Below are 22,519 nucleotides of genomic sequence, written 5' to 3' on the forward strand. Positions count from 1 at the left end.
ACTCCGCGGTTTCCTCCATCGGGTTTATTCGACGCCTGCCGACATGCGCGGAGGTATGCACATTCATGCGGCCGATGGCAGGCATCGAATAAACCTAAACGACATCTGCCCTTTTGATGCCAGACTAACCGCGGCCTGACACCCCATGTGTCGCCTGCAAGGAATACAACGCACATCGGCGGGCGCTTGCTTCAAGATGCCCGCTATAAGAATCGCGCGCCGCTTTTTCGGCGGCGCGGTGCGAGTCCACATTGCTGCTCCTGCTACGCAGTGTAGCGGTCGTGGTGGCGAATCCAGGCTTGCGGATTCGGCCCGTCGTCGTCCTGGCGTCCGAGCGGCGTCAGGTCGAGATAGTTGTACGTGTTCAGCAACAGGTCGAGGCCGCGCTGGTACGCCGAATAAGTATGGAATACGTCGTCGCCATCGCGAAGAAAAACGCTCAGGCCGGGCAATTCGCCTTCTGCTGCCCAAAGCTTGCCGGCCTTCACGAGCGCGGCGGCGTTTTCGAAGTTGTACTCGACACTGCCGGCGGCTTCGTCCAGCGTTATATGAAAGTCGTAATTAAAGTCGCTGCCCGCCGACGAATACCACGGAAACGTCCACCCCATGCGTTTGCTGAACGCGTCGATTTTCGCGAGCGGCGCACGCGACACGGCCGCGAACGCTGTGTTGCGTGCATTCAGATGAACGACGGCGCCGGCGAAATTGTCGGCGCAGTGCGAACAGCTTGGACAGCCCGCCTCCCATTCGGGGGCGAACATGAAGTGATAGACAATCAACTGACGGTGGCTGCCGAACAGATCGCGCAACGTTGCGCGGCCGTTCCGGCCATCGAACCTGTAGACCTTGTCGAGCTTGACCATCGGCAGGGCACGACGCGCGGCGCTCAACGCGTCGCGCTGCCGGGTAAGTTCCTTTTCCTTTGTGAGAAGCTGTTTTCTGGCGGCCAGCCACTCAGTCCGCGACACCACGGGGTAGTTCATGTTGGCCTCCTTTGGCCTGCAGTAAAGGGGTATCGGCCTTCTTGCCGCGGCGAGCGAGGTATTTCTTCACCGCAAGCACGGCGAGGCTACCGCCGGTTGATGTCACCGCTTTCCCAAGCAGGGCAACAGTGGCGGAAGCACAAATCGGACACATAGCGCAGTCCTCCTGTCGTTCGAATGGGCCGGCACTCAGGCCGGGGCCGGTGGCATCAGGCACTGCCGCACTTCGATCACGCTTGCCGGCGCAGCCGGAATGCGTGAGGCCCAGTCAAGCGCGGTGTCCAGATCAGGAACATTGATGATGTAGAAGCCACCGAGCTGTTCCTTGGTATCGGCATAGGGCCCATCCTGCACCCGGCGTTTGCCGTTCTCCTGCAAGGTCAGGGTGGTCGCGGTGTCTGGGAGTTGCAAACCGGAGCCCGTGACGAGCACGCCCGCGTCCCGCAACGCCTTCGTGTAGCGGGACCACGCCGACATATAGGCTTCCCGCATGGCAGCATCCTGTTCGGAGCGAAGCGCGAAAGCGGCTGGGCCTTCGTAGACCAGCATCGAAAAGTTCATGGCAATCCTTTTCAGAGGTGCGAGCGGCAGATTTGCCACTCGATACAATGACGTGCCAGTCCGGGCGGCTTGGACAAGGACCGCACAAAATCGTGATGTTCTGGGACTTGTCGCTTTGCCAACGTCAATGCGGTTGAGAGAGGGGACCCGATACTGACGTCATCGGTTGCTCATCCCGCGAGCGATGAGAGGCCAGGGTGATGCGGGAGCTTGATCGGGTTCTCGCGGTGTAGCGGAGCTAGGTCAGTCGTCCGGCATGACACAACGCCGAACCTCCGAGCCCTGCGAGTCGGGAATACGGGCCAACGCCACGTCCTCAGGTGCATCTGCTGCATCTCTGACGATATAACGCCCGTTGTTGGCTAGACTAAACGATGAGGTGAAGCGATTATTACCGTTCTGGACGTTGTCGCCGGGAGATCGCATCATGAACCAACATGTCCGTTTGCCGGCGGTATTTGTCGCTGCGATGCTCCTGGCAGGTAGCTTGGGAACATGCTGGGCGACGCAACAGGCTCAACAGCGTCGCGCCGGGCGTGATGTTCGCCAGGAAACCCGCCAGGGCGCACGAAATACAAAGCAGGAATGTCGCGCCTCCGACCAGACAAGCAATGCACAATGCCGACAGGACAAGCGGCAAACCAAGCAGCATGGGCGGCAAACGGCCCGTGACATCAAATATTGAAGCGCGAACAAGGTCGGCCATAGAGTAGCGGCTGCGTGGTTGGAACTAGCCACGTTTCCTCGCTGCGCGGTCCTGCTGCTGCTGCTGCGGCGGCTGCGCAGCGCGAAGCTCCGACGGATCGAGGAAAAAGTTTCGGTTGCCGGCCATGCGCTCAACCATGAATTCAATGAACGTCTTCACGCGCAGCGACTGTTCTGTTCGATGCTTATAGTAGATATAGACCATGCCGTACTCGGTGACGTGCCGTGTCAGTAGCGGAATGAGCCGGCCGCTTCTGATATGAGTCGTTGCGTTGAAGCTACCCAACTGCCCGATGCCGAGGCCCGATAGCACCGCCTGCGTTTCCATTTCCGTGTCGTTCACGCAGATGGCTGCGGGCACGTCGCGATAGACGATCTCATCGCCGATTCGGAATTGCCACTGTGCGAGCTTGCCCGTGTTTGCGCGCCGGTACCCGGTGCAGCGATGTTGAGCCAGTTCTTCGATGGTCCGCGGCGCGCCGTTGCGTTCGATATATTCCGGCGATGCGCACACGATCAGCTGAATCGGCACCAGTCGGCGTGCGATCGAGCCGCCCGATGGCGGCGGCCCACCGCGAAATCCCACATCGGCGCGGTCGGTCACGAGATCCGTGAACTGATCATCGAATTGCACTTCGAGTTGCACGTTCTGATAGAGCTTCTGGAATTCCTCGAAGTACGGCCACAGGACCGGGAGCCCGAGTGCGCGCGGCGCGCTCACGCGCAGCATGCCGCTCACTTCTTCCTTCGAGCGCCGGGCCTCGTCGAGTGCAGACGACAGCATCGCGAGCGCCGGCTTCACGCTGTCGAGAAGCCGTTGGCCTTCCTCTGTCAGGCTCAGCTTGCGGGTGGTCCGATGAAAGAGCCGCACGCCCAGTTCCTTCTCCAATTGCATCACCGCATGGCTCGCGGCCTGTGGCGAGATGCCTTGATCGACCGCCGCGCTGCGCAGACTTCCGAGCGTCGCGGCGCGCACGAAAATGGTAATCGCACGAATTCCGTTCATTTCTGGCGCCCCAGATTCGCAAATAAAAGTTGATTATGACTCCAGTAATGCACGGCTAGTTTGTGTCAATCGTCGCGCCTACCATGGCATCACTTCATCACACACGTAGGAGAGACATCATGGCTGACGTCCAACGAGGTGGTTTCAAGCGCGTATGGTTCATCACCGGCGCGTCGCGGGGTATCGGCGCATTGATCGCCGAAGCGGCGCTCGCGGACGGCAACGCGGTCGTGGCCGCCGGACGCAACGTCGCGGCCATCGTCGAGCGTCTTGGCGAGTCGGGTGCGTTGCTGCCGGTTGAGCTGGACGTGACCAACGAGGCCCAGGCAAAGGCGGCCGTACAGGCCGCGGTTGAAAAATTCGGCCGCGTCGACGTGTTGGTCAACAACGCCGGCTTTGGTCTGCTGGGTGCGGTGGAAGAATCCACCGACAAGGACGTCCGTCGCATGTACGACACGAACGTATTCGGCTTGCTGAACGTCACGCGTGCTGTGCTGCCGACCATGCGCGCGAACCGCTCGGGCCGCGTGATCAATATTTCATCGATTGGCGGCTATCGGGCCGCAGCGGGTTTCGGCGTGTATTCGTCGACGAAGTTCGCCGTCGAGGGTATTACGGAAGCGTTGCATGCGGAGTTGAAACCGCTAGGCATTCACGCGACAGTTATCGAGCCGGGGTATTTTCGTACGGACTTTCTGGATGCGTCGTCACTGGTTGTTGCGCGGGACGTGATCGACGACTACGACGAAACCTCGGGTGCGGTTCGCCGCAAGGCCGTGCAAATCAATCACAACCAGCCTGGCGACCCGACGAAGCTTGCGGCCGCCATGATCACGCTGGCCGACGCGCCGAACCCACCGTTGCGCCTTCCGCTTGGCACGGACACACTGGCTGCCATCGCTGCGAAAAACGCCTACGTGACGCAGGAAACGGAAGCCTGGAAGGTGTTATCGGCCTCGACTGACTTTGCTGTCTGAGTGAGGAAAGGGGCGGCTCAGCAACGACTGAGCCGCTGTCCGCGTGAATGCCCGTTGCAGCCTTGGAGGGCGTCGTTTGGTACACCGCGGCGGGAAGGGCCGCAACGGGCTATTTCTATTTGTGAATAATTCGCCTCACCGTACTGGTAACGAAATCTACGTAGAAAAGGTCGCCGTTCTGTCCGACTTTCAAATCCACCGGTCCTCCCTGCAAACCCTTTTCAAATGGCTGAGGCGTGTTGTCCGGAGGCTGCATTGTCCAGATGCATTGCCGCAGAAGGTCGCCAAAGTACAAAGCCTCGTTATACGGAGCAGGATAGGTCGTGCTCGTGCCGTCAGTGAAGCCGATGGCGGAGATCACACTACCGTTCTTATCCGGTCCCCCGCCGATTGGCCTGGCGCCGCAGGTCCTTCCCTTCCTGTCGTCGGTTGTGACATAGCTTTGGTGAGCGTACGCAAAGAACGGTGCGGTGACACCGCCAACGCTCCCGCAATAATTCGTGCTTTGGTAGTCAGGCTGAGGACCCGGACCTTCGTAGCATGGCCAGCCAAAGTTCTGTCCGGCGACGCTGACGTGATCGATGGCCTCCCAGGCGTTCCAACCCACATTGCCGACATACAGCTCATCCGTTAGGCCCGGCAGACGGACAAAGCGGAAAGGATTGCGCAAGCCGCTTGCGACGACGGCAATGCTTTGGGTTCCCGTGCCCGGGTCCGTGATCCGCAGAATAACGCCGTCGCTGTAAGGCGAAACCCCCTGGCTGCGAAACGCGCCCTGGGGCAGATTTGTACCGTCGCCGCAAGCGTTATCCAACTGCCCGTAGTCGACTTGATCGAAGCTTGCACCGTCGCCGGCACTGACGTATAGCGTTTTGTTATCGCTCCCGAACACCAGCCCTCCGATACTGTGGGACTGGTAGAAAAAACACCACGTCTGGCTGGTGGCGCCGGCGGGGGGCAGGATCTTCGTTTCGCCCGACGCCGTCAAGAGTGACAGTTGCCCGCCGGTAAGAAAGTTTCCGCTACACGTTCCAGTAGCGCGCGGCGCCGAGTAGAGCGCGTAGACGTTGGCATCGTTCTGGGGATCGACCGCGAGTCCGAGCAGCCCCCGATCGCCCTGATTGCAGACTTCACTGCTAAGGTCGGCAAACAAAGTACAGTTGGGCGAGGCCAAATCACAATTCCAAACCCTGCCGCCTTTCTCGGCGACAAAAACCCTGGTCCTGTCGCTGTTAAAACTTATCGCGGTCGGCTGAGTGAGACAGCCACTGTACAAAACCTGCTCGGTGAATCCCTTTGGAAGCGTTGGTTGCGGCCTGGGCGTGGACGTGGGCTGGCACGTAACAGACTGCGCAGCCACAAGTGCGTTTCCAACCGCAGCGGCCGCAGAAGAATCCGCGTGCGCCACATTGGCGAAAAACGGTATCGTCAGCAACACCGCGAGCGCGGCAATCACGTGGCTCTGGTTTAACCACTTTACGATATAGCGAGGCATTTCATCCTCCTGTTCACTTGCGTGAAGCACGAGAGACGTTCACACACGGGGCGTGAACTATTAATGATGGCATCGCCGGTCATCCACTGCTAGCCATGCGTCTATGAACCTGCGGACAAAACCCTGGCCGCGGACGCCAGGCAAGCAGCATGGAATTTGAAAATCGGGGCCGAGAAGTTAACACCGTTGGACTTCAAACGTTGAATCGTTTGACGTCAAAATGCTGCGTCGGCGAAGACAGCGCTTCGAACGACACGCCACTGCGCGTCAGGACCGTGGGCTAAGCCATGCGGCGCACACGGCAAAGTGTCGACGTGCAAGTCGTGAGGATACCTGTATATCTACGGCCCCGATCCAGACCAACCGCATGAACACATGCTTTCGACGCACGAACAGTGCAACGATGAACTTGGCCTTCACGGCGGGAATTCCCCAAAGAGACGTTCGGTGCAAGGCACATGCCTGAGCGAGATGCACGAGCGTTGGCGGATTGCACCCTGATGATGTTCATGCAGATCTCGATGCTGCCGCGCACTTCGAGAACGGCCAGATCTGATGCGCCAGATGCGCGCGATTGTGAATAAACCGCGCCTAGACTGCACCGCCCAACCCTCTCAGCGTTTTCCCAGGGTAAACCCAATTTGCAAGTCAAATTGCGCACATCCCTATTGCGCAAATTAAATTGCGCGAGGATACTCAACGCAAATCCACTTGCTGTCGTTCGTCAACCCAACCTCGAAGAGGTCGTCATGAAACTTGTAGCAAAGCTCGCCGCGGCTGCACTCGTCGCCGTTTCCGTCCTCGGTCATGCCGCGCGGGCCGAGACCTTGCTGGTCGCCTGCGACACAGCGTTCGTGCCGTTCGAATTCAAGCAGGGCGACAAATACGTCGGCTTCGATATCGACTTGTGGGAAGCCATCGCGAAGGACCTGAAGCTCGACTACAAGCTGCAGCCGATGGACTTCAGCGGCATCCTGCCGGCGCTGCAAACACATAACGTCGACGTCGCGCTCGCGGGCATCACGATCAAGGACGAGCGCAAGAAAGTGATCGATTTCTCCGATGGCTACTACGACAGCGGCTTCACGCTGATGGTGCCGGCCACGAGCACGATCAGGACCCCGGACGACCTGAAGGGCAAGTCGCTCGCAATCAAGACGGGCACGTCGGCGGCGGATTACGCGAAGGCGCACTTCGCGGGCACCGATCTGCGCCAGTTTCCGAACATCGACAACGCGTATCTGGAGTTGCAGACAGGACGCGTCGATGCCGCGATGCACGACACGCCGAACGTTCTCTACTACATCAACACGGCGGGCAAGGGCCACGTGAAGGCGGTCGGTCCGCAGATGATGGCGCAGCAATATGGCATCGGCTTCCCGAAGGGCAGCCCGCTCGTGCCGAAGGTCAATGCGGCACTCGCGAAAATCAAGGCTGACGGTCGCTATGCGGCGATCTACAAGAAGTGGTTCGGCGTCGAGCCGACGAAGTCCTGATAACACAACAGCTGCGGGAGGCAAGTCATGCAGTTCGATCTGTCAGTCGTCGTCGACGCGTTGCCGGCGCTGTTGCAGGGCGCGAAGCTGACGGTGCTCATCACCATCGCGGGCCTTGCGGGAGGCCTGGCGGTCGGCTTTCTGTTCGGCCTGATGCGCGCGTACGGGAACGCATTCATGCAGAAGATCGCGTTCGCGTACGTCGAGTTCGTGCGCGGCACGCCAATCGTCGTGCAGGTGATGTTCATCTACTTCGCGTTGCCCGTGCTGCTGAACGTGCGCGTTGATGCATTGACGGCCGCCGTCGTAGCGATCATCGTCAATTCGGGCGCGTATATCGCCGAGATCGTGCGCGGCTCGTTCCTGTCGGTGCCGCGCGGGTTGAAGGAAGCGGGACTCGCGCTGGGCATGCCGATGTGGCGCGTGCTTGGATTCGTCATCGGGCCCGTTGCGATTCGCCGCATGACGCCTGCGCTTGGCAACCAGTTCATTGTGAGCCTGAAAGATACGTCACTCTTCATCGTGATCGGCGTCGGTGAACTCACGCGTCAGGGTCAGGAAATCATGGCGGCGAATTTTCGGGCCGTTGAAATCTGGACGGCCGTGGCCGCGATCTATCTGTGCATGATCGGTGTGCTGACGTTCTGTCTGCGCACGATGGAAAAGAGGATGCGGATACTATGAGCGCGCTCGATATGGTGCAGTTCAAGCAGGTCACGAAGCGCTTCGGGCAGACCACCGTGCTCGATGGCGTCGATCTGAACATTCGCGCGGGCGAAGTCGTGGTGCTGATCGGTCCGTCGGGTTCGGGCAAGTCGACGCTGCTGCGGTGTATCAATGCGCTGGAGCATATCGACGGCGGCGATCTGCTCGTCGATGGCATCAGCGTGCACGGCGGCTCGAAGAAGGTGCGCGAGATTCGCCGCGAAGCGGGCATGGTGTTCCAGCAGTTCAACCTGTTCCCGCAACTGACGGCGCTCGAAAACGTCGCGTTCGGTCCGCGTCAGGTGCGCGGCATGAGCAAGGCCGAGGCGGAAACGCTCGCGCACGAGCTGCTCACGAAAGTGGGCCTGGCGGGCCGCGTCGGGCACTATGCAGGCGAGTTGTCGGGGGGGGGCAGCAGCAACGCGTCGCGATTGCGCGTGCGCTGGCCGTCAAGCCGAAGCTGATGCTGTTCGACGAGCCGACTTCCGCGCTCGATCCCGAACTGCGCCAGGAAGTGCTGCGCGTGATGCAGTCGCTGGCGGAAGAGGGCATGACGATGGTCGTCGTGACGCACGAAATGACGTTCGCGCGCAAGGTCGGCACGCGGCTGATCTTCATGGAGCACGGCCATATCACCGTCGACGGACCGCCCGCGCAATTGATAGACAATCCGCCGAATCAGCGCCTGCGCGATTTCCTTCAACACGTCGAATGATCTTGTACTCATGCCTGCAATTGGATTCATCGAAATTTCCGGCTCGCCGTTCGACGCGGGCGAGGCGCTAGGGCGGTTTGGCGCGACGGCCGTGCATCGTCATCTGGTGCAGTCGGCGGCCTGGCGCGACTTGATGCAATGGCGAGGGACGCCGCTCGCCGCCGCGCTCGCCGCGCATACGCAGCAGCGCTTTCCGCGCATCTGGGCGGAATTGCAAGGGCTGGCCGTTGGTCTCGGCCTGGCCTTTGAGGATGTGTTCCTTTGGAACTGTCGCGGCGATGTCTGGGCCGCGTCGCCCGATGGATGCACGACCGTGCAGTTGCCTTCCGTTGATCGCCGGCGCATCTGTCACAACGAAGACGGCGATCCCGGCTTCGCGGGACATTGCGCGATTGCCGCGTGCCGTATCGACGGCAGTCCGGGTTTTGCGGCTTTCGTGTATCCGGGCTCGCTGCCGGGGCATACGTTTGCCGTGACGGACGCGGGGCTCGTCGTCACCGTGAACAATCTGCGAGTGCGCCAGACAGAAGCGGGCGTGCCGCGTATGGTGCTCACGCGCGCCGTGCTGGATGCGTACGATCTCGATGCGGCCGTTGCCGTGGTGCGCGACAACCCGCGGGCGGGCGGTTTCCATCTGACGCTCGCGCATTGCGCGAGCGCCGCGTTGCTCAGCGTCGAGTACAGCGCGCAGGGTTGTTCCGTGCAGGAGATCGCGCAGCCGTCGCTGCATGCGAATCACGCGATTCATCCGTCCATGCGCGGCTTCGCTCAGGTCGTGACGGATTCGTCGCAGCACCGGCAGACGCGTGGCGATGCGCTATTGCACGACGCCCGCGAAGCTGGCCACGCGCCCGATCCGCTCGCAATCCTTGCCGACACCCACGACGCGTCGCTGCCGATCTACCGCGCCGATCCCGATGATCCCGACGACGAAAACACGCTCGCAACCGCCGATATCGTGATCGCAGCGTCTCACATAGAATGGGACGTTTATGAACAGCCTGGGACGCCGCCCCGATATCGATTTATCAATGGACACAAACCTACGCATGAAGCGCCGCAAGTCGGCGAACAAGGACGAGGCGAACGCGTCTGAAGCGAGCGCGCCACGCAGTGTCGACGGACTGCGCGAGCTGGTGGTGCGCATCGGCCGCGACGAGGCGGGATTGTCGCTCGGCGGCAAGGCGCACGCGGTGCTGGCGTGGCTGCTCGAACGGCCGGAGGAAGTGGCCGTGCGCACGATCACCGATCTCGCGACGGCGCTCGACGTGAACGCGTCCACGCTGACGCGCCTGAGTACGAAGCTCGGCTACACCGGCTTCGCGGATTTTCAGAGCGTGTTCCGTGATTCTCTTGCGCAGCGGCATCGGCATTTCTATACGCATCAGGCGGAACGGCTCGTGTCCGGGCTGAAGACGGGCGCGCATGCCGGCGCCGATGCCGAGAGCTCGCCTGAAGTCGATGTCGTCGCGCAACTCGCGCATGAATCGATCGGCAATGTCGAGACGTTCCTCGCGCGGCTGTCGCCCGTCGATCTGCGTGGCGCGGCGACCTTGCTCGCCGATGCGCCGCGCGTGCGCGTGCATGGTTTGCGGCAGTTCAGTGCGCTTGCCAGTTTCCTGTGCTATGGCCTCGGCATGATCCGCACCGATGTCGCGTTGCTCGATGCGCAAGGGCTCGGCGTCGCGGAAGGACTCGCACAGTTGCAGCCAGGTGATGTAGTCGTCGCGACCAGCGTAGCACCCTATACGCGCAGCGTCGCCGAGGCGGCTGTGGCAGCCGCTGAGGCTGGCATGACCGTAATCGCGATCACGGATACGCTCGCCTCGCCGCTCGTGCCGCCCGCGCGTCACGCCTTTCTGATTCCGCACGACAGCAGCTTCTTCAGCAACAGCATGGGCGCGTATCTGATCTTTTGCGAAGGCTTGCTCAACCTCGTCGCGACGCATCTTGGAAAGCGCTCGCTAGAGGCGCTGTCACGGCGTGAGCGCTTGATTACGGCCTTGGGTATCGAGCGTGATTGACGGGCTTTCAGGCCGGAAGCGGCCGTTAATGTTGCTTCCGCTCGAATGACTGATGCGGCTCGACCCCAGCCAACCGCACGGCACGGCACCGCACCCCTGACCCTGACGGACCGCGAGTGCCGCCGCTGCGCCCTTGACGCGCCCTCGCCAGAACACGCTTCACTATACGCAGCCATTTGCGTCGTCCGTTCGGCAGCGAACTGACCGAGGGGCACGACGGCCGAATACTCGCAGTCGTACGAGGGCCAACAGGGGATCTTGATGCGCGCCTACCTCTCTTTTCCCCTATGCGTTCTGCCGTTTCTGGTTGCGGGCTGCAACACGCCGCCGATTCCGCCGGGTAAGCCAGTCGATATTCCCACCGCTCTGGAACAGGTTCTTGCGGGCCTGTGCGATGCGAAGAAGAATCTGGCCGCACGGAAACAGGACTTTGGCGTGGCTATCGACTCGATTACCGTGGAGCTCGATCTGACAGTGGACGGCAGCAGGAATCCTCCAGTGGCAGTTGCGCCGGATATCCAGTTCATCCCGACCGTCAGTTACGGCCAGATCATCACGGCGACCAAAGGAAGCAGACTCACGCTTACGCTGAAGAATACCGCCACCAGTAGCACGTCCGCTGGCGTCGAGTGCAGCGTTTCCAAGCCCGCAAATTGAGTGGGAAGACGACGCTGCGTTGATGCCGACCAGGCGCTCGTCATGCAGCGGAATTCTTCGCGACGCGCGGATGTTTCGCCGTCATGCTGCGCGGCAGCGGACGACGCCACGACAAGCCTTGAATAGGCTCCATGTGCAACTATGCTGTAAAAGTCGAACCTGATACGCGTCATGCCTCTGAAGCTCAGTTCACCAGGCTACGCGTGACGACTGGTCACGCAGGCCGGCGCCACAGGGTGACGACGAACGGCGACGGTGTGCATGATGTACTTCTCTCGCGCATGGATGGCCTCGAGCGTACTTAGCGTTTTGCTGTGCGTGTGGAGCACACTGTGCGCGGCGGTTGCGCCAGCGCCAGCGCCAGCGCCTGCGGCTTCATCGGCTTCATCGGCGTCGTCGCCACCGGCGGCTTCCGCCCCCGTTGCGGCGAGCGCTCCGCGCCGGCTCAATCTGACGAACAAGCCTTGGCGGGGCGACTTTGAAGCAATGCTCGATCGCCGCGTGATTCGCGTGCTCGTCCCGTATAGCCGCACGCTGTACTTCAACGACCGCGGACATGAGCGTGGGTTGACCGCGGACTTCGTGCGCGACTTCGAACGATTCCTCAACAAGACCTACCGTGATCGCCTCGGCAAGCGCCCAATCACGGTCATCATGATTCCCACGACACGCGACCGGCTGCTGCCCGGCCTCGCAGATGGTCTTGGCGATATCGCCGCCGGCAACCTGACGGTGACCGAAGATCGCCTGAAGCAGGCCGACTTCGTGACGGCGAGCGCGCTCAAGCCAACGCGCGAACTCGTTCTGACCGGTCCCAAGTCACCCGCATTGTCGAAGCTCGACGACCTGAGCGGCAAGACCGTACACGTTCGCCGCTCCAGCAGCTATTACGAGAGCCTGAACGCACTGAACAAGCGGTTTCAAAAGGAGAACAAGCCGCCGATGCGGCTCGTGCTGCTGCCCGACGCGCTCGAAGATGAAGATGCGATGGAGATGTTGAACGTCGGCATGCTTCAGATTCTGGTAGTCGATGACTGGAAGGCGAACATGTGGGCGCAGGTGTTGCCGCAGATCAAGGTGCACGACGACCTTGCCGTGCGCGAGGGCGGTCGGGTCGGTTGGGCCATCCGCAAGCAGAGCCCTCAGCTGCAGGCGTTGATCAGCAACTTCTACGAGAATTTCATCAAGAAGCAAAGTGTGGCGGAGATCCGGTTGAAGCAGTATTTGCAAGGCATCAAGCAGATCCACAACAACACGGAGAGTGGCGAGCTCAAGCGTTTCAGACAGACCGTGGCTTACTTCGACAAGTATGGCCAGCAATACGCTTTCGATCCTCTGATGCTCGCGGCACAAGGGTTTCAGGAATCGCAGCTCAATCAGAACGCGAAGAGCCGCGTCGGCGCTTTGGGCATCATGCAAGTGATGCCGGCCACGGGCAAGGAACTCGACGTCGGGGACGTCCGGATTGCGGAACCAAATATTCATGCCGGCGCGAAGTATCTTGATCAACTGATGACGCGCTACTTCGAGGATGCTCACTTTTCCCATATGGATCGGCCGCTGTTTGCATTCGCCAGCTATAACGCCGGACCGGCGAACATCGCGAAGATGCGCAAGGTGGCCGCGGACCGCGGTCTTAACCCCGACGTCTGGTTCAACAACGTCGAAATCGTAGTAGCCGAGAAGATCGGCTTCGAAACGACTACGTATGTGCGAAACATCTATAAGTACTACGCGTCTTATCGCCTCCTCACTGAAGCGCAGTCAAACCGGGCCCGCGCCATTCAGCAACTGAGCCGGTGAGTGCCGGTGCCCGCTTTCGGCAAAATTGGGTGTCCATTGTGGGCTGCAGGTTCAACCGGTCGATGCAACGCAATGAAAGCCGCGTGAGCGGCGGGCGGGTTGCCGATGAAGCAGGGACTCTGCCGACCGCACTGTACCGCTAACACCGAGCGAGCGCTAAGGGCGCGAATGCGCTATCGTTAAAAGCGATCTCCCGATGCATCATGGAGCAACAGGTAATGGCGCGCACCGCGCCGCTAACGAGCTGGAAAACCGGTGCGAGAATCGGGGTTCACGGGTGGATTTCAACACCGCCATCAATGGAACACGATATGGACGATCCATATGACCTTCAGCGTTTTGTCGACGCCCAGGACCCGGTGTACGCACAGGTAAGCGATGAATTGAGGCACGGACGCAAGCGCAGCCACTGGATGTGGTTCGTGTTTCCGCAAATCCAGGGGCTCGGGGCAAGCGCAATGGCGCAGCAATTCGCGCTTTCGTCGCTGGCGGAGGCCGAAGCCTATCTGCGCCACCCGATACTCGGCCCACGGCTGCGCGAATCGACGCAACTGGTCAACCTTGTCAAAGAGCGTTCGATAGAGGAAATTTTCGGGTATCCGGACTACCTCAAGTTCCGATCGTCGATTAGCCTGTTCGCACGCGCCACGAGCGACAACGATGTATTTGTCGAAGCTCTGCGCAAGTATTTCGACGGTGAACCCGATCCGCGAACTCTGCAACTGCTCTAGGCCATGCTTGCGCTGAGCCTGTGCGCGCGTGGGCGGAGTGGACTGCGGATTTCAGTGTCGGCGCAGCGTGTCGTGCGCGGTGTTTGTCCGCAGTGTTCGTTCGCAGTGTTCGTTAATTCCCGCTCGCATCGGCGGCGCGGGACCGGTAGAGCAGCAGATGATCTGTGCCGGATTCGGACAACCAGACTTCGCCCGGACGGCCCATCATCTCACGCACGTTCGCATGCGGACGCGGCAATGCAAACACGTCGAACCGCTCGGCACGCGGATCAAAGCGCACTAGTGAATTGGCGCTCCATTCACTGAGCCAGACGATATCCTGATCGTCGACAAAGATTGCGTACGCGTGCGGATCGTTGCCGGGCAGTCGCCATTCGCGCCATTGATGTGTCACGGGATCGAATACGCCGACTTTTCCCGCGTTCCACTCACTGACCCAGACGCGCCCCTTCGAATCGGACCATACGCGACGCGCGCCCTGATTCGATGTTGGCGGCTCGATGACCTGCGCCGCACCACTCGCGGGGTCGATGCGACCAAGATAGCTCCCCGCCAGTGATGCGAAATACAGATCACCGCGCGGGGTCACGCAGATTCCGTAGGGCCCGCGTCCGCGCGGCGCATCGAAGACTCGCATGTGGGCCTGCGCCGGATTCAGTTCGCCATAAATGCCGCTTTGCCCGGTAAACCACAGATGCCCTTGTTTGTCGAACACGGCGGTGTTCAGGTTGGCATCAGGCCGGTCCTTAGGTAGCGGAAAACGCGTGACGGCGAGCGTCTTGGGATCGATGCGCACAATCGCGTTCTGGCCGCCGTCTGTCACCCACGCCGCGCGATCGGGACCCACGATTACGCCATGCGGCGCCGAGCCGGCGCCGAGCGCGATCCTGTCGATCCTGCCGCTGCGCGGGTCGAGCCGTCCTACCGCGCCCTGCGCCTGCGCGGTGTACCACACGGTGCCGTCGGGCGCCGGTGCGACGTCATGCGGCGCACTGCCGGCCGGCAGGGCGAAGCTCTCGAAGGAAGGAGGCTGCGCTTGTGCCTGTGCGGGCCCGATGGTGAGCGCAGCGCTCGCCAGAGCAGACGCAAACCACAATGCCAGACCTGCGTCGAGCATCTTGTTCACCGTTGCCGCAACCCGTTCCCTCGCGATCGCCAACATGCTCGCCTCCGTGTCACAGGATGAGTTTCAAAGGGCGCTGACGGCTTTCAATTGTTGCACTTATCCGCGGCCGTTGCCGCGCCGACTCATTGGCCACACTGACTTGGGCGGCAATTTGCAATCGTGGTGGCGAAGGTCGGTATCGAAGGCGCGATCGCTTCGACGGCCATGGCTCAAATCGCGGCCGAACGCAGTTGTCCAGGGCCGTGCGAACCGGTTCCTTTTCTCGAGCGGGACTTTAACGACGTGGGGCCAAAGGCGGCCGCGGCTGTCAATCGTGACGCAGAGTTCGGCCGCTTGCAGTTTTTTGTCGGCGCATATAAACGGACAGTCAAAGGTCAGCTCTGCGCGCCTCAGCGGATATTCGCAGTCGCGCGTCGCGCACCCGGTGTCGCCACATCCAGATACAGCGACATGTCAGTCCGTTGTCAGAGATCGGCGGCCGAAAGCGTTATCCGCTCGCCCGTGTCGGGCAACGATTTCTTCTCTACTACCTGCAAAAGCCGGCGCCTGCCGAGTTCGAAGGCAAGCATCAATTGTTTCGGGGTCTCGTTCGCTGCACCGAGTTTTTCACAAACCGTTTCAGCAGGGAGCGCAAAGGCGCAGTATCCCCAACCGAAGCCGTAGGCCGAAAACCATAGTGTCGAATCGCCGGAAAGGACGGGTGCCGTCAGGTTTGTACGAGGCTGGTCCATGGCTGTCACTTCCTGACCGAAAGGGGATTTCAATTCTTGCACAGCGAACTTACAAAAGACCTGTTCCCGCGGCGTCGGCGTCGGGTGGGTCGCGCGTGCCGCTATCCGCCAAGTTGTCCAGCGCTTGACGTCCGTCCGTGCGGGCGGCGTCCTCAACGGGGAAAGTTTTCTCACTGAAAGCGATGAGTTTGAATCCACTGCCGCGCGTACGCGGGACCGTGATGCCCCAATGCCAGCCTCCAGCTTGCTCGAAGACATGCAATACGGGGGCGGTTGGCTTGTAAGCCTGAGAAGTCATCATGGCGCATTCTCCCGTCATATTGCGTAGGCGAACGATTGCAACGCCTGTCCCTAGTCTACAGAATTTTTGCTGCGCTGCAATATGCCGACCGTGGTAAAAATGTCAAATCGTGGAGCGTCACAATTTTGAAAAGATTCGCCTCTCGCGCAGCTGTGTGAACATGGGCCGATAAGCTTTTGTTCTAACTTGCTTCACAGTGGCTGCATGGCTAGCCATTCGCTCGTTTGGGCGGCGGTGCCGCACGATAGTGACGGCATCGTCTTGTAGTGGGCTAATTTCCTCGGACTTCAACATTTCCACGTATCGCGCCGCGTACTCGAAGATGCGTTCGACCTCGAGCCGCGCGCTTCTGACGCGAGACAACTCGAACACTTCTATCGGTATCTGAATTGCATTCTGGCTCAAGTCGGCACGAAGCGTTCGGTCGCCAGTTCAAGCACGGTTCTTACTTCGGGCAACTGATTTCACTTCAACGAGTGAAGCACGGCGCAGGTCGAGTCGGCATGCCATGGCGCGAAGCGCCGCTTAAGCGACGGTATTGACGAGGGGAGTTGGTCGTATTCTTGTGGCACGCCGCGTTACATCAGATCCGGACCCATACCGGTGGTGACCTCGTAACCGTGTGTGTCGAGTTGGCGACTCACTGGACCTGGCGTAGTGAAGCAGGGAAACGGTTGGTTCGCCTTTTTGATGAGCTCGAATCTCGCCGTCAGAGATACCGGATTTTCGATTGCTGTTCCGCATACCTCGCCGTCACCCTGCGAGTTTCCTGCTGAGAACAACGTACCCGCTACAGACCAAAGGCGAAAAACTTCAGCGGCCCCGTTCCGTTCGACGAGCCACTGCCCCAGAACACCGCACCGTCAGCAATTGCCGGTCCGGCATTACACGCACCGCCGCTATTGAACGACCACAGCACTTTTCCGTTAGCAGCATTGAGTGCGTACATCGTGCCATTGTTCGGGTCGAGATTGCATCCGAAGACCACGCCATTGGCAGTACTAACCGCTGCCTCTGTGCGGCTTCCGAGCGGATCAGGCGTGGTCCACTGGACTGTGCCGGAGTTGACGTTAATCGATGCCCAGCCTCCAGACGTGGTGGTGCCGCCTTGCGCCAAATGCCATACGCCTGGCGTCGTGCCCGAACCGGTCAGCCCGCTGTTCGATACCGCAACATAAATAGACGGGCCGTCATTGGCCGACCCCCACTGCAGTCCGCCTGTCAGTCCGCCGGGGGCGACTTGCCTCGACCAATGCAGGGCGCCTGTATCTGCGTCGAATGCCCAGAACATGCCACTTTTCTAACCCGCCCCGACAAGGTTGCCGGCTTTGCCGCCGGTCCCAAAAAGCATCGGTGTTGACCGGCGAGATCGGGTGCTCGGTGGCCTGCTCCATTTACGAGCTTCGTTCCACGACATGCCGCGACTTCGCGGCGGGCTCCGATCAATGCAATCAGGCGCGGCGCGCTCATGGGCTCGGCGCGATCGAAGCCGCGGCGCCGCATAGCATGGCGTCTGACACCCTTGCGGGTGTGCATCGGTCAGCCGCCACGGCGACTGATCGGTCTTGAACTTCACGTCCGGCTAATTCTTCTTGTCCGCACGCATGAAACGCAGCGCAAAGCGCACCAGCTTCGGCATCGTCTCGGGGCGCAGCAGACGATGGTCGTAGCCAGCGAAGCGTCGCTCGCTCTCCGTGAGACACAGCGTCATCAGCTCGCGCACGCTGACCTCGACTGAAGACACAGCTTGCGCGCCGTTCACCGTAAAGTTGTTATCGTGTCTGTGCTCGTTGCCTTCGGCGTCGAGCGTCCGCGCAAGGGTCATCCGCTCCCAGCCGAGAAACGCCCACACGGCGGCCACTTTCAGCTCGAAGCGGATGCGCTGCCACCAGGACAACTGTGCGCGTTGCCACGCTACCCAGTTTGCGAACAGCAGGATATGGCGGCATTCTTCCTGCATGACCGGCTCGAAGGTGTCGATCAACTCAGGTGGGAATAGTCCCGAGCGCTGAGCGACTTCGAACAGACCGAACGCGAAGAAACTATCGATGCACTCGCTGTAACCAGTCACGAGATAGGCCCACTCGGTGTCCTGGGGATAGGGGTAGGGCGCTTCGCTCGCGAGCGGAATGCCGTAGGCGGCCACCATCCGCGCGAGCACCTCCTTATGGCGGCTTTCTTCCCATGCGTTCAGCGCAAGGGCTTCGCGCACGTCAGGCTCGTTGACGGTAGCGGCATACGCGGCCATGTTCAGCCGTGCCCTGCCTTCGGTTTGCACCGCGATGTCCCATATCGGCAGGGAAACAATTCGCTCGAGCGCGTCGGGCTCGAGACTAGGCCATTCGAGCACCGATGGACGGTACGGATTGAAAGTCTCGCGAAACATTCGGCACATCTCGCGGCGATGCGCATCGGAGCCCGGCATCAGCGGGCCAGCGACATTGCTCGTCCACTGCCGGGCATTATGGTCTGCCACGTCGATTGACGCCTGATCGGGTCGGCCTTGCGGCAGCACTGGTGCGATAAAGCCTTGGATCAGCCGTTCGACAGCGAATGTGTCAGAGATCGAATCACTCATTCTGGAGACTCCCAGGGTGAATGCAGCACCACGAATTCTGACATTACTTGAGGGGCTTTGTGTCGAAGCGTTGCTGCGGACAAGTCGTCTTCCAATAACCGCGGCTGCTTCGCAAAATGCTGCTCCAGCAACGCGTAGCGTTTGTGCAAGGTCGCTCCGCGTTCCGAGCGTGTGCTCTCCGGTGTTGCGAGATTGAACAGCAGCGAGTAGCTCTTGTGCAACACCGAGTTGATGAAGCCGAGCAACTCCTGCGAGAACCTCACGCCCCCACACTCTGCCCACGACGCGCCTACGCCATCAAAAGCGCCTCATACTCGTCGCGGAACTGATTGACCGAACTCTCCACCACCGTCACCGCGCCGTCGATGAGACCGCAGCGTCCGCTGCCGGGAAGGATGCGGCATAAGTTCTCCAATGCTTCCAGATCGGCGTGCACGCCGCGGCCGGTGTCGATCCGGTTGAGAAGCCGCATCAGCTGAAAGGTTCCGCCCTTGCAGGGCGGGCACTGGCCGCACGAACCCTGGGCGAAGAAGCTCACGTACTCAGCGACCTTGCGCACGATGCTGGTGCCTTCCGACACGACGATCATCGCGCCGGTCCCGAGACGCGAACGACGTTGCCGCACCGAGTCGAAGTCCAGTGCGACATCGAGGTCGCGCTTCGTCAGCAAGGTGTTGGAAGGGCCACCCGTAAAGACCGCCTTGAACTCCTTGCCTTGCAGCATGCCGCCGCCATGCTGAAAGACCAGTGACGCGAGGCTCGTGCCCATCGGCAGTTCGTACAGACCGGGATGCAAGACGTCGCCCGAGAGCGAGTAGAGCTTGGTTCCCGCCGCATCACCAAGGCCGAGGTCGCGATACCATTGCGCACCATGACGCAGGATTCCCGGTACGTGTGCGAGCGTCTCGGTGTTGTTCACGATGGTCGGCGCGCCATGCACGCCTTGCTCAGCCGGGAAGGGCGGCTTGCGCCGCGGAAACGGAAATCCGCCTTCGACGCTCGCGATCACCGCCGTTTCCTCGCCGCCGATGTACAGGCCGGAGCTGGGTACGACGCGCAGTGCGACTGACCTGCCGACTATCCGCTCGACCGCGGCAAAGAGCGCGTGCGCTTGCCACTGCTGCACCGCCTCGCGCGTCACCGCGAGGGCCAGTGTCTGGTGCGGGTTCACGTACAGAACGACGTGGTTGGAGCGCGTCGCCACCGCGGCGATGAGCGCGCCCTCGATCACCTGATGCGGCGTGTGCTCCAGCAGGAAGCGGTCCTTGAAGGTGCCGGGCTCGTCCTCATTGCCGTTGCAGATGATGTACTTGTCGCCTTCGGGTGCAGCCGCGACCGGCGCCCATTTGCGATGTGTCGCAAAGCCGGCGCCCCCCATCCCGCGCAAATCCGCCTGGGCGATCTCGGCGATGATTACGTGCGGATCCTGCAAGGCGTTGGCAAGTCCCTCACCGCCACCACGCGCAAGCCAGGCATCGAGGTCGGCGCCAACACGGATATCGTCTTTCAGAAGAACCTGATTCAGCTTTTCCATCGTCGCGCTCCGTGGATCGCATCACCGGATGCCGCCGACCACGCGCTCCCGCTCGCTCGAGCGCACGCCGGCATCGACTCGCAGATCGAAATGGGCATAGGTGGGGAAGAGCTGCGGTGCCTTGACGTCCAGAGGTAAACCGGCCAACGTCAGTTCGCGCTGCCACGCGTGCACGTGGCCGATGCCGGCGCGGCTCGCCGTGACGCGTCCCTCGAGTTCCGCTGCGTGGGTCCCGGCGCGGCGCCCCATGCTCAGGATGTCGAGCAACGCGTTGCCCATCAGCCGGTTGCGCCCGTGTATGCCTCCCGTGACTTCACCGACGCAATAGAGCCCGGGCACGCTCGTGGCGCCATGCTTGTCGATCGCCACGCCACCGTTCTGATAGTGGAGCGTCGGATAGACAAGGAAGGGCTCCTGCGCCGCATCGTGACCGCACTTGTGAGCGAGATGGGTCAGCGTGACGAGACGCTTGGCCAGAATGCCGGGGTTCTCCAGTTCGAGCGTCGGTGTGTCGAGGAATACGCCGATCTGACCATCGCGTTCGATGCCGCGGCCCTGCGCACATTCGCGCAGGATCGCCGAAGCCACGACGTCGCGGGGCTTGAGCTCGTCCACGAAGCGCTCGCCCTCGCCATTGATCAGCTTCGCGCCGGCGGAGCGCGCCGCTTCGGAGATCAGCCCGCCCGCCAGGTGGGGCGGGTAAGCGATGCCAGTGGGGTGGTACTGGAACGAGTCGAGCTCGCGCAGGCGCGCGCCGATCCGATAGGCCAGCACGAGGCCATCGGCGGTGGCGCCGTAGTGGTTGGAGGTCGGAAAAGAGTTCAGGTGCAATCGCCCGGCGCCGCCGGTCGCGAGGATCACAGCACGCGCACGCACCAGCACAAAGGTTCGCCACTCGAGGTTGTAGATCACGGCCCCGGCGCAGTGCCCCCACTCGTCGGAAAGCAGTTCGACCACTGGGCAGCGGTTCCACACCTCGATGCCTGGATCGAGGTCGACCGCCTCGCGCAGCACGCGCATCATCTCCAGCCCGGTGTAGTCCCGATACGAGAGAATGCGCGCGGCCGATGCGCCGCCGGGTTTCTTGCGCAGAAGGTTGCCGCCGATGGGCCCGGCCTCCTCCTGGTCGAACATCATGCCGAGCTGGATCAGCCAGCGAATCACATCGGGGCCATCCATCACCATCTGCGCAACGAGTTCGGGCTCGCCGCAGAAATGGCCGGCGCGCAACGTATCCTCGAAGTGCAACTGCGGGCTGTCGTCCTCTCCGATGGCCGCCTGGATGCCGCCTTCGGCCATCACGGTGTTGCTGTCGCCGAGCCGCAGCTTGGTGGCGAGCATCACCCGCGCGCCTTGCTTTGCAGCCGTGAGCGCCGCGGCGCATCCGCCGCCGCCGCCACCGATGACCAGCACGTCGGTGGTCACCAGCTGCGCACCGGCGAGGTCGACGTCGTCGACCAGCGCGTTGGCCTGAAGGTAGCGCGCAAGATCCGGCTGACAGGGCTCGGCGCGGTTCACGCCGACGCTCAGCGCAACGTGTGCGTTGGCGCCGTGGTCGGGATGATAGCCCTTGAGGAGTTCATCGACGGAGCTGTCGTCGCGGCGTAAGGTGGGCAGCACACCGGGGCGGTAGCGCTTGAGCGCGTCGTCATAAGGAACGCCGGCAGGCATGATGGTTCGCCCGATCAGTGCGGAGGTTGCGCGCCCGGCGCATCGAAATCGATCTTCATCTCACCGCTTTCGATCTGCTGGAGCCGCCGCATCAGATTTGCGGGCCGCAGCGACGACGCGGCGATCATCCTCCGCACGAACAGGCCGAGATGGTTCGGTCGGATATGTTCGGGGCAGGCAAGTGTGCAGAGGTTGCACATCACGCATTCGTCGAAGACTTCACTCGATGGAGCGAGCTTGCCTTCCACCGCGAGGTTCACACCGCGCTGCACATCAAGGCCCTTCGGACAGGCGCGATCGCAGCCACTGCAGTGACGACAATGAGAGGCTTCCGGGAAAATTTCAGAGATCGTGCGCAGTGTCTGCCAGCTGTCGCCGATATCCTCCATGCGATACACATGATGCGACGAGGTGGTGAAGTAATCGAGGAAGGCGACCTGCATACCATCTTCGATCAGGGTCTCGCAAGCAAGCGCGGTCTTGACCTCCTGCTCGCCCTGTCTGCGGACCATGACGCGGCATGAGCCGCATACCCCCTGACCCATGCAGCCGACACCTTCGACGAGTGTCTCTCCCGCATGCACGAAAGCCTGCAGGATCGAGCAGTTGTCCGGGGCTTCAACTTCGCGCCCTTCGATGCTCAAGCAAACCATCTTCTCGCACTGTGTCCTTGCGTGGCGCTGTCACCACACTGGCGAACCCATGGAAAACATCATATAA

At 61.3% G+C, this 22,519-nt stretch carries 22 protein-coding genes and 1 pseudogene; 10 read left to right on the plus strand and 13 right to left on the minus strand.

Annotation, left to right across the window (positions count from 1 at the left end; all coding sequences use genetic code 11):
- Nucleotides 1–263: 263 nt before the first annotated feature.
- Together BN2475_RS03135 and BN2475_RS03140 are read right to left on the minus strand one after the other, a co-directional pair.
- The gene (locus BN2475_RS03135) at nt 264–983 is read right to left on the minus strand and encodes a DUF899 domain-containing protein (protein WP_094778127.1); all 720 of its coding nucleotides are present in this window, start codon (nt 981–983) and stop codon (nt 264–266) included.
- A gap of 189 nt (nt 984–1,172) precedes the next feature.
- Nucleotides 1,173–1,544 (minus strand): YciI family protein, encoded by a 372-nt coding sequence (locus BN2475_RS03140; RefSeq protein WP_094778128.1) that lies wholly within the window; start codon nt 1,542–1,544, stop codon nt 1,173–1,175.
- Nucleotides 1,545–1,971: 427 nt separating this feature from the next.
- On the opposite strand from BN2475_RS03140, the gene BN2475_RS03145 reads away from it, so the two are divergent.
- Nucleotides 1,972–2,229, plus strand: a complete 258-nt coding sequence (locus BN2475_RS03145) for a hypothetical protein (protein ID WP_094778129.1) — start codon at nt 1,972–1,974, stop codon at nt 2,227–2,229.
- Between the two features lie 45 nt (nt 2,230–2,274).
- On the opposite strand, the gene BN2475_RS03150 is transcribed toward BN2475_RS03145, so the two are convergent.
- Nucleotides 2,275–3,255, minus strand: a complete 981-nt coding sequence (locus BN2475_RS03150; protein WP_094778130.1) for a LysR family transcriptional regulator — start codon at nt 3,253–3,255, stop codon at nt 2,275–2,277.
- Between the two features lie 119 nt (nt 3,256–3,374).
- Here BN2475_RS03150 and BN2475_RS03155 point away from each other — a divergent pair, with 119 nt between their 5' ends.
- Entirely contained in the window at nt 3,375–4,232 is an 858-nt protein-coding gene (locus BN2475_RS03155; RefSeq protein ID WP_094778131.1) for an oxidoreductase, read from the plus strand.
- 115 nt (nt 4,233–4,347) lie between these two features.
- Here the strand turns inward: BN2475_RS03155 and BN2475_RS03160 are convergent, their stop codons facing one another.
- A complete protein-coding gene (locus BN2475_RS03160; protein ID WP_094778132.1) occupies nt 4,348–5,727 on the minus strand; it encodes a PQQ-dependent sugar dehydrogenase in 1,380 nt (459 codons plus the stop codon).
- 749 nt (nt 5,728–6,476) lie between these two features.
- On the opposite strand from BN2475_RS03160, the gene glnH reads away from it, so the two are divergent.
- The 8 genes and pseudogenes from glnH (at nt 6,477) to BN2475_RS03200 (ending at nt 13,858) form a co-directional block, all read left to right on the plus strand.
- Nucleotides 6,477–7,223: a glutamine ABC transporter substrate-binding protein GlnH gene (gene glnH, locus BN2475_RS03165; RefSeq protein WP_094778133.1), complete on the plus strand. Its 747-nt coding sequence runs from the start codon at nt 6,477–6,479 to the stop codon at nt 7,221–7,223.
- A gap of 27 nt (nt 7,224–7,250) precedes the next feature.
- Nucleotides 7,251–7,907: a glutamine ABC transporter permease GlnP gene (gene glnP, locus BN2475_RS03170; RefSeq protein WP_094778134.1), complete on the plus strand. Its 657-nt coding sequence runs from the start codon at nt 7,251–7,253 to the stop codon at nt 7,905–7,907.
- A pseudogene (glnQ, locus tag BN2475_RS03175) lies at nt 7,904–8,643 on the plus strand (glutamine ABC transporter ATP-binding protein GlnQ). Before glnP ends, glnQ begins: the two are co-directional and overlap by 4 nt.
- Before the next feature lie 10 nt (nt 8,644–8,653).
- Nucleotides 8,654–9,739, plus strand: a complete 1,086-nt coding sequence (locus tag BN2475_RS03180; protein ID WP_094778135.1) for a C45 family autoproteolytic acyltransferase/hydrolase — start codon at nt 8,654–8,656, stop codon at nt 9,737–9,739.
- On the plus strand, nt 9,675–10,667 hold the full coding sequence (locus BN2475_RS03185) for a MurR/RpiR family transcriptional regulator (RefSeq protein WP_094778136.1): 993 nt from the start codon (nt 9,675–9,677) through the stop codon (nt 10,665–10,667). The genes BN2475_RS03180 and BN2475_RS03185 overlap by 65 nt, the downstream gene beginning before the upstream one ends.
- 261 nt (nt 10,668–10,928) lie before the next feature.
- Nucleotides 10,929–11,324 carry a hypothetical protein gene (locus BN2475_RS03190; RefSeq protein ID WP_094778137.1) on the plus strand — a complete coding sequence of 132 codons (396 nt, stop codon included), beginning with the start codon at nt 10,929–10,931 and terminating at the stop codon, nt 11,322–11,324.
- 261 nt (nt 11,325–11,585) lie between these two features.
- Complete coding sequence (locus BN2475_RS03195; RefSeq protein ID WP_174641861.1) at nt 11,586–13,127, plus strand: MltF family protein; 1,542 nt, start codon at nt 11,586–11,588, stop codon at nt 13,125–13,127.
- 311 nt (nt 13,128–13,438) lie between these two features.
- Nucleotides 13,439–13,858, plus strand: coding sequence for a DUF1810 domain-containing protein (locus BN2475_RS03200; RefSeq protein WP_094778226.1), 420 nt, complete (start codon nt 13,439–13,441; stop codon nt 13,856–13,858).
- A 112-nt stretch (nt 13,859–13,970) separates the two neighbouring features.
- Here BN2475_RS03200 and BN2475_RS03205 read toward each other — a convergent pair whose 3' ends face one another.
- The 9 genes from BN2475_RS03205 to BN2475_RS03255 form a co-directional block, all read right to left on the minus strand.
- Nucleotides 13,971–15,020: a Vgb family protein gene (locus tag BN2475_RS03205; RefSeq protein ID WP_094778139.1), complete on the minus strand. Its 1,050-nt coding sequence runs from the start codon at nt 15,018–15,020 to the stop codon at nt 13,971–13,973.
- Nucleotides 15,021–15,448: 428 nt separating this feature from the next.
- Nucleotides 15,449–15,715 carry a hypothetical protein gene (locus BN2475_RS03210; protein ID WP_094778140.1) on the minus strand — a complete coding sequence of 89 codons (267 nt, stop codon included), beginning with the start codon at nt 15,713–15,715 and terminating at the stop codon, nt 15,449–15,451.
- Nucleotides 15,716–15,764: 49 nt separating this feature from the next.
- On the minus strand, nt 15,765–16,016 hold the full coding sequence (locus tag BN2475_RS03215; protein ID WP_094778227.1) for a hypothetical protein: 252 nt from the start codon (nt 16,014–16,016) through the stop codon (nt 15,765–15,767).
- 790 nt (nt 16,017–16,806) lie between these two features.
- Nucleotides 16,807–17,307 carry an outer membrane protein assembly factor BamB family protein gene (locus BN2475_RS03230; protein WP_094778141.1) on the minus strand — a complete coding sequence of 167 codons (501 nt, stop codon included), beginning with the start codon at nt 17,305–17,307 and terminating at the stop codon, nt 16,807–16,809.
- 291 nt (nt 17,308–17,598) lie between these two features.
- The gene (locus BN2475_RS03235; RefSeq protein ID WP_425435465.1) at nt 17,599–18,441 is read right to left on the minus strand and encodes a ferritin-like domain-containing protein; all 843 of its coding nucleotides are present in this window, start codon (nt 18,439–18,441) and stop codon (nt 17,599–17,601) included.
- Between the two features lie 149 nt (nt 18,442–18,590).
- On the minus strand, nt 18,591–18,857 hold the full coding sequence (locus BN2475_RS03240) for a glutathione S-transferase family protein (protein WP_094778143.1): 267 nt from the start codon (nt 18,855–18,857) through the stop codon (nt 18,591–18,593).
- Between the two features lie 26 nt (nt 18,858–18,883).
- Nucleotides 18,884–20,128 carry a complex I 51 kDa subunit family protein gene (locus BN2475_RS03245; protein ID WP_094778144.1) on the minus strand — a complete coding sequence of 415 codons (1,245 nt, stop codon included), beginning with the start codon at nt 20,126–20,128 and terminating at the stop codon, nt 18,884–18,886.
- A 21-nt stretch (nt 20,129–20,149) separates the two neighbouring features.
- Entirely contained in the window at nt 20,150–21,799 is a 1,650-nt protein-coding gene (locus BN2475_RS03250) for an FAD-binding protein (RefSeq protein ID WP_094778145.1), read from the minus strand.
- A gap of 14 nt (nt 21,800–21,813) precedes the next feature.
- Nucleotides 21,814–22,452: a 4Fe-4S dicluster domain-containing protein gene (locus BN2475_RS03255; protein WP_094778146.1), complete on the minus strand. Its 639-nt coding sequence runs from the start codon at nt 22,450–22,452 to the stop codon at nt 21,814–21,816.
- Between the last annotated feature and the right edge of the window lie 67 nt (nt 22,453–22,519).

The organism is Paraburkholderia ribeironis, assembly GCF_900019265.1.
Lineage (GTDB): Bacteria > Pseudomonadota > Gammaproteobacteria > Burkholderiales > Burkholderiaceae > Paraburkholderia > Paraburkholderia ribeironis.